Here is a 13,189-nt window from a genome sequence, read left to right on the forward strand (position 1 = left end):
CCGTCGCCGCCGAATCCATGACCACCCCCGGAAAATTAATTGTCCTCACAGGGCCAAGTGGTGTTGGTAAAGGAACCTTAGTTCGTTCTTTACTACCGCGCCACCAAAATTTATTTCTCTCGATCTCAGCAACAACCCGTCAGCCCCGCCCTGGAGAAGTGGATGGGCAAGACTATTTTTTCAAAACCCGTGAACAATTTGAGGCGATGATCGCTGCGGGGGATCTCCTCGAATGGGCCGAGTATGCGGGAAATTACTACGGCACCCCTCTGCCTCCGGTGAAAACACAAATTCAACAGGGAAACTTTGTCATCCTCGAAATCGAGGTCATTGGGGCCAACCAAGTTAAAGAAATCTATGCAGATGCCCTCAGAATTTTTATTTTGCCACCGTCCTTTGAAGAGTTAGAACAGCGGCTGCGGGGACGGGGTAATGATCCAGAAGCGGCGATCGCCAAACGGCTCGTCCGGGCAAAAGAAGAATTGGCCATGAGCCATGAGTTCGACCATGAAATTGTCAATGACGACCTAGAAACAGCCTTAACAGAACTCGAAAAAGTGATTTTCAGCTAGCCGAAACGCCACCGCTGCCAACTGAATCCATTACAATCAAACAAATAAGACATAAACAACAACGAGCTTACAGACCCCATGATTCCAACCGTTATCGAAAGTTCTGGTCGGGGCGAACGTGCCTTTGATATTTACTCTCGTCTACTCCGGGAGCGCATTGTGTTCCTCGGCACCCAAGTCAACGACGAAATTGCCAATCTCATCGTGGCACAGTTGTTATTCCTCGAAGCCGATGATCCCGAAAAGGATATTTACCTCTACATCAATTCTCCGGGGGGTTCTGTCTCAGCCGGCATGGGGATCTTCGATACGATGAACCAAGTGCGTCCGGATGTTTGTACGATCTGTATTGGTCTAGCGGCCAGTATGGGGGCGTTTCTGCTGAGTGCTGGGGCCAAAGGGAAGCGCATGAGCTTACCCAACTCCCGGATTATGATCCACCAACCCCTAGGCGGTGCCCAGGGCCAGGCGACGGATATTGAAATTCAAGCCAAAGAAATTCTTTATCTCAAAGGCAAGCTCAACCAACACCTGGCTGACCACACAGGCCAACCTTTAGAAAAGATTGAGATTGATACAGACCGCGATTTCTTCATGTCTGCAGCGGAGGCGAAGGATTATGGCCTCATTGATCAGGTCATTGAGAGAAGTCCTTCGGCCACAAATCCAGCTTAGATTTTTTTCTGTTGTGAATGATTGATCGTCCTCCTATTCCTAGGGGGATTTTTTTATGGTTGAGGCTTGCAACCTGTGGCGCGATAAATGGTCAGGGTAATTGCGCCGTGGGGATGTTGCGGCACTTGACGAAAGTGAGTTAAGCCGTTTTCGAGGTGGTCGGGATTTTTGCCTAATTTCTCTACCATCTGGGGGATCATCAGTTTGATCCAGGTGTCGAGATGATCGACTAAGCCTTTTAGATCTTGATTTTGGGGACTGTGCCAATGGTGAACGGCGATCGCCTCATTTTTAACCCCAGTAAAGCCCGCCTGTTCTAAATATCCCCCTAAGCTGCGACCAACATAGGGATTGCCGTCTGCAACTTGAAATAATTCACAAAGAGCCTGCTGAAAATAGTCAAAATCAGGATGGGGCGGATAAATTAAAAGATTTTGGTAATCGGTTTCTGTCAGGCAAATTTTGCCCCCTGGTCGTAAAACCCGCAACGCTTCAGCAATAATTCCCGCCGAATCGGGTACGTGCTCCAGGAGCCACACGGTCAGGGCAAAATCAAAGGTATTTTCTGCCCAGGGCAAAGTGTAGGCATCCCCCACTTGGAGGTCAGTCTTGAACCCCAGGCGACGTAAATATTCTGTGGCATAGGCAATTTGACGGGGTTGGTGATCGATGCCCGCAAAGGTTAGGGTGGGAAACTTTTCACCGATGATCTCAAGGACAGCGCCGACGCCACAACCAATGTCTAAAATTTTCGCCTTGGGGTCAAATGCGAGATCTTTTAACAACAGGCGATCGCCCCAGTAGCGTGCTTGATCAACGAGACGTTGTTGTTCCTCTGGATCATACCCGTGGATATATTCAGCCATATCCTTATTTTTCACCCAAAATATGCCTGCTCAACAATCTAACGCACTTAATCCCCCTTTCTCTGTCATTGTGGCTTGTTTTTGGCAGATTCAAGTCAGGGTTGCGAGGGAGATCAAACGCGATAAAGCTCAAAAAATATTACAGATTGGCCGCGAAGTTGTTGCCATTGGGAACATAGTTTAGTACAAATCATCTTAAGATCATGTGTTTTTAACTGCACCATGGCACCATAAACATTCAACGCCTTCACGCCCCTGGCTTGTCCCTTGAAAGTGATTAAGCTCGCGGCACTGGCGCAATATTCCGACTATGCAAAAATTAACTGTTGCCCAACAAGAACTCTACGATTGGCTTGTTTACTACATCCAGACAAACCAACATGCCCCATCCATTCGCCAGATGATGGTCGCGATGAATTTGCGATCGCCAGCACCAATCCAAAGCCGTTTAGAGCGACTGCGCAAGAAAAAATACATCGACTGGATCGATGGCAAAGCCCGTACTCTCAAGATTTTGCGCCCCCAACAACAGCGAGAAGGTCTGCCGATTCTGGGGACAATTACCGCTGGTGGCCTGGTTGAACCTTTTACGGATGATCAAAGTGAGACCCTGATTCTTAATCAAGTCGTCAACCAACCTAATTGTTATGCCCTCAAAGTCACCGGTGACAGCATGATTGAAGCCTTCATTACCGAAGGGGATTACGCGATCATGCAAAAAGTATTTGACCCAGACCGTGTTAAAAATGGCACTATTGTCGCGGCGCGTGTGACAGGGGACGGCACAACCCTAAAGCACTTTTATCGGGAAGGAAAAAAAGTTGTTCTTAAGCCCGCAAACCCCAAGTATGACGAAATAAAAACCGATGCGCTCAATGTCGATTTACAGGGGGTTTTAGTGGGAGTTTGGCGCGGCTACGGCCAATAGGCGACGATAAACTTCAATAGAAACAGAAAGTACAACCCCTGAATTATTTGACTCGCAGAGATATTCATTCAGGTTACTGTTAATCTTTGTTATTTATGCTTCTTCCGGACAAATGGTCAGTTGTGCCGGGGGCATCGTTTGATTTAAAACAACCTGGGTAATTGTGGCCTGTTCTCGTTCCAAGTCTTCTTGGTAACCCGCCAGATGACAGCGGGCTATTTTTTCACTGGAAAAAGGGCCAAAGTAGTAGACACAAAATGGATTCATGGTAGTCACTTTGAGCCACCAATCGCGGTTATAGGGTTGGTTGAGATAATAAAATACAGAACCCAGGGCTAGGGAATAAACCGCAAAAATAATTAAACCAGTCATTGTTCAAACCTCACTACAGCAAAAGTCAATATTTATGTAGATGCTTCAGCAGACAAATTTCGCAATTTCGACCAGAAATCAATGGTTTTCGCCAATATTTGTTGCTAGGCACTGGACGAGGAGACTTTTGGTTGAAAAATTCTCCCAGGCGATCGCCCGCTGAATAATATGACTCCTTAAATGCTAGCGAAGTTTCCAGGGCACAGACCCCAAGCAGTTGAGGAAATTCACGAAAGCGTACTATCGTATAAACAGTCCCATACACCAGAAAATACCGCGATGACTGCTGAGAACAATGCTTCCGACAAGGCTTTAGAGTTGATGAAAAACTTTGCCGAAAAATACGCCCAACGCACAGGCACCTATTTTTGTGTCGATCCTTCGGTAACGGCAGTTGTGATCGAAGGCCTCGCTAAACATAAAGAAGAATTGGGTGCGCCCCTCTGTCCCTGTCGCCATTACGAAGACAAAAAAGCGGAAGTTGACAATGCCTTTTGGAACTGCCCCTGTGTCCCCATGCGGGAGCGCAATGATTGCCACTGTATGCTCTTTATCACCGAAGACAACGATTTCGCTGGCGATAAGCAGGAAATTGAACTGGATTACGTCAAAGAAGTAGCGGCGAGCATGAAAGGATAGAGCCGATGACAATTCCAGAGACTTTTTTTGTGGGGGTAGAGCAACTAAACACTCAACAGTTTTATGCGTGCCACGATACCCTTGAGGCTCTATGGTTTGAGGCTATGGAGCCAGAAAAGTCTCTTTACCAAGGTATTTTGCAAATTGCCGTGGCTTGTTATCACCTCAGTAATGAAAATCTCAGGGGCGCAACAATTCTCATGGGAGAAGGGCTACGCCGCCTCCGCCAGACGGAAGAAGAAGTTTATGGTGGCCTGAATCTCGTGGACTTTATTCAGCAGGGAGAGGTGCTGCTCGCCAGTTTGCAACGGTTGCCCACGGCAGAGGTGACAACTTTTTATCAGGCGCTCCAGGCAGAGAATCGTTTCCCACGCCTCAATCCCGTTTAGGTTGTTTCTTCTCTAAATATTAAAGTGCCAAAAGATGACTAGCGATACGGTTCGCTGCACCAGCCGTACCCATGCGTTCTTGGCCGTTGATGGCGATCGCCTGGAGTAAATCAGGATGACTCAGCAAAAAATCTACTTTATCAGGAACGGCTTTGGGGCGAGAACAAAGAAGCACGGATTCTCCCAGGAGCCGGGTTTGGGCCTCAGCGAAGGCCGGGGTAAATTGGGGGCCAGCACCGACGATGGTCAAAGCAGGCTTTCCCAGGCCAACAAATTGTTCGGTGGCCGTACCCGCCATGGCGATCGCCAAATCAGCACAGTGCAAACTTTCGGCATAGCGATGTTGGGTGAAGACAAGCTGAGCTTTATTTTGCTGGAAAACCTGGGCTTCAGGATCACCAAACGTGAGTTCAGTGGGCTGGGAATCGAGTTTTTGCCAACCTAAAGAGGACAAACAGTCGAAGAATTCTTTTGGGTCGAGACTAGGGGCGATCGCCGCCATAAAATTCACCGCCTGGTACTTTTCCACAAATAATTGTGCGGCTTGGAGAATTTTTTGCCAATTGTGTAGGGCTTCCGGGGGGCGCGAACCGGGCAGCAAGACAAAGGTCAAAGTTTGTTTTGTTTCCTTCTGGGGCAAATTTTCAGGAGGTTCGAGGCCATCCATCATTGGGTTCCCCAAATTTACGGCGGGAATCTTGTAGGTTGTTAAAACATCGGTGGTGAGGCGATCGCGCGGATAGACAGCGACACAATTTTTCCGACTGAGCAGCCACCGTTCCCAGGGCAAATAAACTGACCCAAACCACTTTTCGAGGGCAGAAGTTTTCGGGAGCCAATTTCCCTGGCGATCGCGCAAATAATATTCTGACTTTGCTGTCCCCACAAAAGCATATCGGCAACCACTGAGCCAAGCAAAAATGAGCGGGACAATATCACCCACCGCAAGAATTAAGGACTTTTCTTGTCCTTGGTTTTTCCAGCGTTTCACAGCCTGATATTGTTGCCAAGTGAGCTGCAGTAAACCCCCTTTAAGATCCCGCATTAATTGCCGATTATCCATATAAACAAACCCCCCAGAAGGCATTTGCTGGGTACGACCAATGATTGGTATATCTAACTTTTGGTAGGCATGACCTGTACCAACAATAGGCAACGCAGCGAGGCTCACCTCTGGGTTTTGGGCTTGGATGGCGCTGAGGATTTGGACGGCGATCACATCTTCTCCGTGGCCATTACTGAGACATAAAATCCGCATCGGTTAACCCCCAAATAAAAACTGTTTTGTTTCTTGCACAAGCGTGTCTAAGCAATTACCTAAACTGTGGTCACTGTCGAGAGAAATCAACGTTGTCCAGGGTCGCTCTTTACAATAATCTTCGCTTACTTGAATGGGTACTGTTTCATCATGAATGCCGTGGAGAATTAACGTTGATATTGTATTTTTAAACGAATAATTCGCGTAAGTTTCTGCATCTTGAAAAAAGTTGTAGTGGAGGGGAATTTCCCGTTGGTAGCTGTAATGAAACACCGGACGATAAATTTTCTTTTGCCATTCTGCGATGGTAGTTTCGCCTAAGCGACGACGCCAATTGGTGGTGAATTGGAAAGCCGGGGCCAGTAAAACAATTTTTTTAACCAGTTCTGGACATTGTTCCGCCAGGATTGCCGCTGTCAGTCCCCCCAAACTTGAACCAATGATGTAACTGGGTTCTGTGAGCAGGGGTTTAAGCTGCGCCAGTTGTCGGGAAATAGTCAAGCCACCGAAATCGTCTTGATTGAGATCGGGAATAACGAGATCAGGGATATGTTCGGCAAAATATTGGGCTTTGCGGGATTGGGGACTAGAAGCGAAGCCGTGGAGATAGAGGGTGCGGGTCATCAGCCAGGGAAACGGACAGCACAGACCATCATCTAATATTTTGGGTGTTTGGGCGAAGGGCGATCGCCTTTCTATTCGTCATCAAGAGTCTCAAGAATCGCATTTTCATAAAGATCAGCCACAGCACATTCAAATTCAATACTGGGGAGCCAAAAGGTTTCGTCGGGGCCGTAGTCGCTGTAACCCCACATCCGGCCCGATTGCCGTTGGTAAAGGGCCACAGAAATTTGTTGACTGTCGATTAAAACATATTCCTGGAGGCTGGGAATTTGCCGATAGAGCTTTAGTTTACGGCTTTGGTCATAGTTGGCGGTGCTGGGAGAAAGGACTTCTACAATCACCGTGGGATGTTGGATAAATTGATTATTGCGGCGGTCATCGGGATGGCAGGTCACCACAAGATCGGGATAAAAATATCGCTGATTTTTTTGATCCTGCACTTTGACATCGGCGACAAAGGCTTCACAACCTCGTTTTGCGAGATGAGAGCGTAATGCAGCGTACAGATTGAGATAAATCCTACCGTGATTCACGCTACCACCAGTCATCGCAATAATTTCGCCATCAATGTATTCATACCGGAGTTCCTGGGTAGCTTCCCAGTCGAGGTATTCCTCCGGGGTCATTTTTCTAGAAGGTACATTGAGGTTCGCAATCATGGCGGCTGCTTTTTCTATTTCAAACCGATGGTTCTATTGTAGTGGGCGGGATTGCGGTGATTAAGGCGATCGCCCCTGAATCTCTTTTGCTGTGTGATTACCGTTTCCATTGCGGTACAAGCTTATTAGCAGATAAGGTTTAATGTTGGCAGAGGGGTTAGCCTGCGTTTTTTGTTTATGGTGTTATGAATCAGCCGGATTTTTTGCGATTACAAAAAGCCTTATCCATCGAAGCAGAACGAGGCTTTCAGGATCTCCAGGGCCATCAGCATCGGTTTAGCGAATTTCTTTGCTTGAGTTTTGGCGCAGTTCCCCCGGCAGGCATTGATCCGGATCAGCGACGCCGGTGGCAGGGATTTGCCCAGAAATTTGCCGATTACCCCGTGGCAACGTTAGGCGATCGCCGTCTTTTGGTAGCCGGGGCGAGACGTTTTTTGCAGCAACTTAAACAAGAGCTAGAACAGCCAAGCCAGATTGCTCCCAAAGCGAAACTGCCCCGCACCCAATCGGTCTGTGAAAGTAATGTCAAAAGTTCAACCTATGGCAAGAGAATTTCCCTGGATCAACCGTTGATGTATTTGCCAGGCATCGGGCCGAAACGCAGCAACCAATTGGCAAAGCTAGGTTTAGAGACGGTGCGGGATGCACTCTTTTACTACCCCCGACAGCACATCGACTATGCCAAGCAGGTCAAAATCACTGACCTAGAAGCGGGAGAAACGGTGACCCTGGTGGGCCATGTGGTGCGTTGCAATATTTTTACCAGCCCGAAAAACCAGAAGCTCAGTATTTTCGAACTCTGGTTGCGGGATAGCAGTGGCCGCATTAAGCTCAGTCGTTTCTATGCGGGCACCCGTTACAGTAATCGGGGTTGGCAAGAAAAAATGAAACGGCAATATCCCCAGGGGGTGGCGATCGCCGCGTCGGGATTGGTGAAAAAAAATAAATATGGCCTCACCCTCGACAACCCAGAAATTGAGGTGCTCGACAGCAGTGGCGCTGATATCAAATCCCTGAAAATTGGCCGAGTATTGCCCGTTTATCCCCTCACGGAAGGGGTCCCCGCCGACCTAATTCGGAAGGTGGTCATTAACTCTCTACCTGCCATTGCGCAGCTTAAGGATGCTTTTCCCACCGCTTTTCGGGAGCAACACGGCTTGATGAAACTCCAAGAGGCGATCGCCAATATTCATTTCCCAGAAAATGCCGAAATTCTCCAACAGGCGCGGCAACGGCTGGTTTTCGATGAATTTTTCTACTTGCAACTGGGTTTCCTCCAACGGCGGCAACAGGAGAAAGCGAGCCAAAAAAGTGCTGTGTTTATTCCCCAGGGGGAACTCATTAAACGTTTTGAAAAACTGCTGCCCTTCCAACTCACCAACGCTCAGCAACGGGTGATCACTGAAATTCTTGCGGATCTGGCCCAGTCAACGCCAATGAATCGCCTTGTCCAGGGGGATGTGGGGGCGGGGAAAACTGTCGTGGCAGTCTTTGCAATCCTGGCCGCGATCCAGTCTGGCTACCAAGCCGCTCTCATGGCGCCCACCGAAGTCCTTGCCGAGCAGCATTACCGGAAATTGGTGGGCTGGTTTAACCTGCTCCATCTGCCCGTTGAACTGCTCACGGGTTCGACAAAAACGAAAAAACGTCGGGAAATCCATAGTCAATTGCAAACGGGAGAACTCAAAGTTCTCGTCGGCACCCACGCCCTAATCGAAGATCCGGTACAGTTCCAAAATCTCGGCCTGGTGGTGATCGACGAACAGCACCGCTTTGGTGTCCAACAGCGGGGGAGACTCCTCGCCAAGGGGAAAGCGCCTCACGTCCTGACCATGACCGCCACCCCGATTCCCCGGAGCTTGGCCCTCACCCTCCATGGGGACTTGGATGTTAGTCAAATTGATGAGCTGCCCCCCGGTCGCCAACCCATCGATACGCGGGTGATCAAAGGAGGCGATCGCCACAAAGCCTACGAACTGATTAAGCGGGAAGTAGCCCAGGGTCGCCAAGCCTACGTCATTTTTCCGCTAATTGAAGAATCCGAAAAACTCGAAGCTAAGGCCGCCGTCGCCGAACACCAAAGGCTTTCTGAGCAAGTGTTCAAGAGCTTTAACGTGGGTTTACTGCACGGCCGCATGAAATCCGAGGAAAAAGACGCCGCCCTCAATGCTTTCCGCGATAACCAAAACCACATTATTGTTTCCACCACTGTGATCGAAGTGGGGGTTGATGTGCCCAATGCGACGGTAATGCTGATCGAAAATGCCGAACGCTTTGGCCTCTCCCAGTTGCACCAGTTGCGGGGGCGTGTCGGTCGGGGTCAACATCAATCCCACTGTTTGCTCGTCACCAATAGTAAAAATCCTGATTCCCAAACTCGTCTCCGGGTGTTGGAGCAATCCACCGACGGTTTTTTTATCTCAGAAATGGATCTACGCCTGCGGGGGCCGGGGGAAGTGCTGGGGACGAAACAGTCGGGGCTACCAGATTTTGCCCTAGCCAGTCTGACAGAAGATCAAGAGGTTTTACTTATTGCCCGACAAGCGGCAGAACAATTGCTCAAAATTGATCCTCTCCTAGAGCAATATCCCCTGATGCAACAGGAACTCCAGCGCAAATACCAAAAATTGTTGGGGGCTGACGTCCTGACCTAGGGGGCAACATCGCCGGTTTTTTTCAAACAGAAACTCCCTCCTAAAATTAGGGAAGCGCCCAGAATAATATTTACGGAAAGCTCTTCTTGGAAAAAGACGATGCCACAGACAATAGTGCTTAAAATTTCGAGATAACAGAGGAGGGCTGTGGTCGAAGCTTTGAGTTTACTAAGGGCAGAAAAAAACAGCATAAAACCAATAATCCCGATGGAAATACCGTAAATCCCTCCCATGGTGAACTGAAATAGGTTGGGCCAAGGTTGAGTTCCTAGCAGAAAAGGAAAGGAAACGACGCCAGCAACAAGGTTTTGGTAAAAAATCAGCCGATATACCGAAAAATCAGCGGCTTTAACTTTGTACATCACCACAGTAGACGCCACCAAAACGGCGGCAATGAGAACGCTGGTAAGACCCAAGAAGCTCCGGCTCGATAGACTAATTTCCGCATCAGCGTAGATAACGATGATCCCCAAAATGAAGCAGGGTAATAGCCACAGGTTACGGTGGGGAATTGTTTCTTTGAGAAAAATCCAACTCAATAGGGTCGTAAATAGGGGCCAGGTGTAGAGGATCACGACGGCACTGCTGAGGTCGGCATAGCTAAAGCCAATGATGTAGCATAATCCCCGCACGGCATCGAGAAAGGAAATGAGCAACAAAAAAGGAGTTGCGCCCCAAAAAAGAGGTTCCCGACGGTAAAGGAATAAACCTGAGACGAAGATTAGGGGAATGCCCGCCCGAAAAAAGGTCATCACGAGGGGAGACAAAGCGGCCAGTTTGATAAAGACGCCGGAGGTCCCCAAAATCAGGGTGGCGATCGCCAATTGCAGTACAGGACTCATCAAAGGTTTTTAGACAGTGTAGAAAACAGGCCACAGAGACCGACCTATGTAAGGTAACCCCCAACAACTCCTAGCGCTAGCCCCTGACAAGATCAAAAACAACATGATCGCCCAAAAATAGTTAATTAAATTCTCAATAATATTGAAAAACTCTTTTATTAGTAGATTGTACTTAAACGAACCTGTTATCTTAGAAAAGTTGAAATAACAGTGATTACACGCAAGCGCTGGAGCACACTATGACACAGACTCTCACCGCCCAGGATGCCTTTCGGGCCGCCTACGAAAACCGCTACACCTGGGATCAAGATTTTCCCGGCTTTACTGCCACCGTTACCTTTACCCACGGCGACCAGAGCTACACCGGCACAGTAGCCATCAAAGCCGATATGTCCTTTGAGGTCACAGGGATTGAAGCCGAAGCAGCAAAAAAAGAAATCGAAGGTCAACTGTGGGAAATCACTGTCCACCGAGTACGCCGCTCCTTTGAAGACAGCCACGGCAAAAATAGCTTTGAATTTGGCGAAAAGTTTGCCGACGGTGCCCAGGAAATCCAAGTGACTGGCGCGTCCATGGGGAATTCCTACAAAATCAAAAATAATGTCGTTACCTTTGTGAACCGCAAGATCCGCGACATCATCGTTAACATCAATACCTTTGACGTGCTCAATACCGACGAAGGCTATCTTTCTTTGGGCTATGATTCGGTCTATTTTGATGCGGCCACCAAAGAACCCAAAGCGGGTAAGAGCCTTTTCCGGGATAGCTTCGAAAAAGTTAGCGGTTACTATGTCCTCACCCGTCGGGAGATCACTTACCTAGAAAACGATCAAGAAGTTGATAAAAAAGTGTTTACCTTCACTGATATTCAATTTTAGAGCGTGATCTAGGACATTATGTCGTTCTATTTGTGGTGAACTAACCTTTTTCTAGATTTTGTTCCCAAAGTTCAGCAAAGTCTTTAGCGCAAATAGGACGACTATAGTAATAACCTTGTAACTTATTACAACCAACACTTTTGAGATAATTAACTTGCTCAATAGTTTCTACTCCCTCTGCGATGACTTCTATCTGTAAGCTATGGGCAAGGGCAATGATAGAGTTGGTAATTGCAACATCGTCTTTGTCTAGGGGAATACCACGAACAAAAGATTGATCTATTTTTAAATAATCTAAAGAAAAACGCTTCAGATAGCTCAAAGAAGAAAAGCCAGTCCCAAAATCATCCAAAGCAGTAATCAAACCCAAATTGTGTAAATCCTCTAAAGTCTTTACTGCGTTTTGTATATTGTTAATCAGTAATCCTTCTGTAATTTCTAATTCTAATTGACTTGGTTTAAGAGAGGTTTCTTTTAAGATCTTGGAAACATCATCCACTAACTGAGGCTGTTGGAACTGTTTTCCTGATAAATTAACAGCCACGCAAAGTTCAGGAAAACCATCTTTAGTCCATTGTTGATTTTGGTAACAAGCAGTTTTAAGAACCCAATCACTGATGTTAATAATTAAATCACTTGCTTCTGCAATGGGGATGAATATACCAGGGGATATAAACCCATGTTCATGATGACGCCATCGCAATAAAGCTTCAGCACCAGTAATGTTTCCTGTTTTGACATCAATTTGTGGTTGGTAAAAAAGTTCTAACTCTTCTCTCTCTAAGGCACGATATAAATCTCTCTCTAACTGAAAACGGCTGCGTAATTTTTCATTGGTTTCTACCGAATAAAAGCGATAAATATTCCGCCCTTCTTCCTTGGCTAAATTGAGGGCGGTTTCTGCTTGATTGATGATTTCTTGGGGCTCTACCTTGCCTTCATCATAAACAGTGATCCCCATAGTCGCACTCAGATAAATATCTTCATGTTTGACCGTCACTTTTTGATTGATGATAGTTAAGAGTTTTTGAGAGTATTTTTCTAAATCCTCTAAAGATATTAAATGGGGGTAAATAATCGCAAATGTATCGGTATTTATTTTCGCCAATAAGTCATTATCACCAATTGCTTGAGTTAATTGTTGAGCAATTGTTCTTAAAATTAAATTCCCATAATCTCTGCCTAAATGAGTATTGATGTTTGTGAAATTGTCTAGATCTAGAAACAATACGGCCAAGGATTGATTGCGACATTGAGCGTTGTAAATTTCTTTTTGTAGTAGTGCTTGAAATAAATGGAGATTCGGCAAGGATGTGGTGTGATCGTAGTTTTTTAATTGTTCGATTAATTCATCTAATTTAGAAATCGTGTATAGGGTATCGGCCATTAAAACGCCTACTTCGTCTTGAAAATGTGTTGGCAGCTTTGGGATTTGATTGTTTTCTAAATATTTCCTTAAGCCTTTTGCTGTAACACTGATCGGCAATAATAGTTTTTGTAACGTAAAAAGAGTAACGGCTGTTCCAATTAATGTAGCGAGGAGTGCGACTACTAAAACGCGAATTTTTGTATCTGTACTTAGGGTGGTAACGCTAATGGAATAAAAGAACAAAGTCAATAATGGTATATGGGTTCCTAGAAACGCCACTAACATTATCTTGCCCAAATAGCTCTTAGGACGACTGAGCCTAGAAATATTGGCATACCAATTAAGTTGGTGCTTTTCTTGTTTCATTTTGTATTGATTTTTCATGCCCAAAAAGCTTTCTTTTGTCTGCAACCATTGAAGTAATAATAGCATTTAATTATTTTAACAAGAATATGTATTTATTT

14 protein-coding genes are annotated in these 13,189 nt (G+C 46.6%); 7 read left to right on the forward strand and 7 right to left on the reverse strand.

All coding sequences use genetic code 11. From position 1 onward, the window contains the following. Positions 1-17: 17 nt before the first annotated feature. Entirely contained in the window at positions 18-572 is a 555-nt protein-coding gene (gene gmk / locus AACQ84_RS09390) for a guanylate kinase (RefSeq protein ID WP_012307457.1), read from the forward strand. Between the two features lie 78 nt (positions 573-650). Then, on the forward strand, positions 651-1,247 hold the full coding sequence (clpP, locus tag AACQ84_RS09395; protein ID WP_012307458.1) for an ATP-dependent Clp endopeptidase proteolytic subunit ClpP: 597 nt from the start codon (positions 651-653) through the stop codon (positions 1,245-1,247). A 53-nt stretch (positions 1,248-1,300) separates the two neighbouring features. On the opposite strand, the gene AACQ84_RS09400 is transcribed toward clpP, so the two are convergent. Continuing rightward, entirely contained in the window at positions 1,301-2,113 is an 813-nt protein-coding gene (locus tag AACQ84_RS09400; protein WP_012307459.1) for a class I SAM-dependent methyltransferase, read from the reverse strand. Between the two features lie 310 nt (positions 2,114-2,423). Here AACQ84_RS09400 and lexA point away from each other — a divergent pair, with 310 nt between their 5' ends. After that, a complete protein-coding gene (lexA, locus tag AACQ84_RS09405) occupies positions 2,424-3,041 on the forward strand; it encodes a transcriptional repressor LexA (RefSeq protein ID WP_012307460.1) in 618 nt (205 codons plus the stop codon). Positions 3,042-3,134: 93 nt separating this feature from the next. On the opposite strand, the gene AACQ84_RS09410 is transcribed toward lexA, so the two are convergent. Further along, the gene (locus tag AACQ84_RS09410) at positions 3,135-3,413 is read right to left on the reverse strand and encodes a DUF1816 domain-containing protein (protein ID WP_012307461.1); all 279 of its coding nucleotides are present in this window, start codon (positions 3,411-3,413) and stop codon (positions 3,135-3,137) included. Between the two features lie 279 nt (positions 3,414-3,692). Here AACQ84_RS09410 and AACQ84_RS09415 point away from each other — a divergent pair, with 279 nt between their 5' ends. Both AACQ84_RS09415 and AACQ84_RS09420 read left to right on the forward strand, forming a co-directional pair. Next, complete coding sequence (locus tag AACQ84_RS09415; RefSeq protein WP_012307462.1) at positions 3,693-4,052, forward strand: ferredoxin-thioredoxin reductase catalytic domain-containing protein; 360 nt, start codon at positions 3,693-3,695, stop codon at positions 4,050-4,052. A gap of 5 nt (positions 4,053-4,057) precedes the next feature. Next, the gene (locus AACQ84_RS09420) at positions 4,058-4,441 is read left to right on the forward strand and encodes a DUF309 domain-containing protein (RefSeq protein ID WP_012307463.1); all 384 of its coding nucleotides are present in this window, start codon (positions 4,058-4,060) and stop codon (positions 4,439-4,441) included. Between the two features lie 19 nt (positions 4,442-4,460). On the opposite strand, the gene AACQ84_RS09425 is transcribed toward AACQ84_RS09420, so the two are convergent. The 3 genes from AACQ84_RS09425 to AACQ84_RS09435 all read right to left on the reverse strand — a co-directional run bounded on the left by AACQ84_RS09425 (position 4,461) and on the right by AACQ84_RS09435 (position 6,982). Further along, complete coding sequence (locus AACQ84_RS09425) at positions 4,461-5,699, reverse strand: lipid-A-disaccharide synthase-related protein (RefSeq protein ID WP_012307464.1); 1,239 nt, start codon at positions 5,697-5,699, stop codon at positions 4,461-4,463. Between the two features lie 3 nt (positions 5,700-5,702). Beyond that, a complete protein-coding gene (locus tag AACQ84_RS09430) occupies positions 5,703-6,323 on the reverse strand; it encodes a YqiA/YcfP family alpha/beta fold hydrolase (RefSeq protein ID WP_012307465.1) in 621 nt (206 codons plus the stop codon). Positions 6,324-6,394: 71 nt separating this feature from the next. Continuing rightward, positions 6,395-6,982 (reverse strand): Uma2 family endonuclease, encoded by a 588-nt coding sequence (locus tag AACQ84_RS09435; RefSeq protein WP_012307466.1) that lies wholly within the window; start codon positions 6,980-6,982, stop codon positions 6,395-6,397. Between the two features lie 185 nt (positions 6,983-7,167). On the opposite strand from AACQ84_RS09435, the gene recG reads away from it, so the two are divergent. Then, positions 7,168-9,636 carry an ATP-dependent DNA helicase RecG gene (recG, locus tag AACQ84_RS09440; protein WP_012307467.1) on the forward strand — a complete coding sequence of 823 codons (2,469 nt, stop codon included), beginning with the start codon at positions 7,168-7,170 and terminating at the stop codon, positions 9,634-9,636. Here the strand turns inward: recG and AACQ84_RS09445 are convergent. Beyond that, a complete protein-coding gene (locus tag AACQ84_RS09445) occupies positions 9,633-10,478 on the reverse strand; it encodes a DMT family transporter (RefSeq protein WP_012307468.1) in 846 nt (281 codons plus the stop codon). The two genes, recG and AACQ84_RS09445, sit on opposite strands and share 4 nt — an antisense overlap. Before the next feature lie 239 nt (positions 10,479-10,717). Between AACQ84_RS09445 and AACQ84_RS09450 the strand changes: the two genes are divergently transcribed. Continuing rightward, the gene (locus AACQ84_RS09450; RefSeq protein ID WP_012307469.1) at positions 10,718-11,356 is read left to right on the forward strand and encodes a DUF3386 domain-containing protein; all 639 of its coding nucleotides are present in this window, start codon (positions 10,718-10,720) and stop codon (positions 11,354-11,356) included. A 40-nt stretch (positions 11,357-11,396) separates the two neighbouring features. Here AACQ84_RS09450 and AACQ84_RS09455 read toward each other — a convergent pair whose 3' ends face one another. Beyond that, complete coding sequence (locus AACQ84_RS09455; RefSeq protein WP_200807555.1) at positions 11,397-13,157, reverse strand: putative bifunctional diguanylate cyclase/phosphodiesterase; 1,761 nt, start codon at positions 13,155-13,157, stop codon at positions 11,397-11,399. Between the last annotated feature and the right edge of the window lie 32 nt (positions 13,158-13,189).

Origin of the sequence: Picosynechococcus sp. PCC 7002 (genome assembly GCF_963860125.1) — a bacterium.
In the GTDB taxonomy this organism is placed as follows: Bacteria; Cyanobacteriota; Cyanobacteriia; order Cyanobacteriales; family MRBY01; genus MRBY01.

What these genes read in the sequence shown, in the direction of transcription:
- gmk (WP_012307457.1), top strand. Translation starts at nt 18, where the DNA reads ATGACCACCCCCGGAAAATTAATTGTCCTCACAGGGCCAAGTGGTGTT.
- clpP (WP_012307458.1), top strand. Translation starts at nt 651, where the DNA reads ATGATTCCAACCGTTATCGAAAGTTCTGGTCGGGGCGAACGTGCCTTT.
- AACQ84_RS09400 (WP_012307459.1), bottom strand. Translation starts at nt 2,113, where the DNA reads ATGGCTGAATATATCCACGGGTATGATCCAGAGGAACAACAACGTCTC.
- lexA (WP_012307460.1), top strand. Translation starts at nt 2,424, where the DNA reads ATGCAAAAATTAACTGTTGCCCAACAAGAACTCTACGATTGGCTTGTT.
- AACQ84_RS09410 (WP_012307461.1), bottom strand. Translation starts at nt 3,413, where the DNA reads ATGACTGGTTTAATTATTTTTGCGGTTTATTCCCTAGCCCTGGGTTCT.
- AACQ84_RS09415 (WP_012307462.1), top strand. Translation starts at nt 3,693, where the DNA reads ATGACTGCTGAGAACAATGCTTCCGACAAGGCTTTAGAGTTGATGAAA.
- AACQ84_RS09420 (WP_012307463.1), top strand. Translation starts at nt 4,058, where the DNA reads ATGACAATTCCAGAGACTTTTTTTGTGGGGGTAGAGCAACTAAACACT.
- AACQ84_RS09425 (WP_012307464.1), bottom strand. Translation starts at nt 5,699, where the DNA reads ATGCGGATTTTATGTCTCAGTAATGGCCACGGAGAAGATGTGATCGCC.
- AACQ84_RS09430 (WP_012307465.1), bottom strand. Translation starts at nt 6,323, where the DNA reads ATGACCCGCACCCTCTATCTCCACGGCTTCGCTTCTAGTCCCCAATCC.
- AACQ84_RS09435 (WP_012307466.1), bottom strand. Translation starts at nt 6,982, where the DNA reads ATGATTGCGAACCTCAATGTACCTTCTAGAAAAATGACCCCGGAGGAA.
- recG (WP_012307467.1), top strand. Translation starts at nt 7,168, where the DNA reads ATGAATCAGCCGGATTTTTTGCGATTACAAAAAGCCTTATCCATCGAA.
- AACQ84_RS09445 (WP_012307468.1), bottom strand. Translation starts at nt 10,478, where the DNA reads ATGAGTCCTGTACTGCAATTGGCGATCGCCACCCTGATTTTGGGGACC.
- AACQ84_RS09450 (WP_012307469.1), top strand. Translation starts at nt 10,718, where the DNA reads ATGACACAGACTCTCACCGCCCAGGATGCCTTTCGGGCCGCCTACGAA.
- AACQ84_RS09455 (WP_200807555.1), bottom strand. Translation starts at nt 13,157, where the DNA reads ATGCTATTATTACTTCAATGGTTGCAGACAAAAGAAAGCTTTTTGGGC.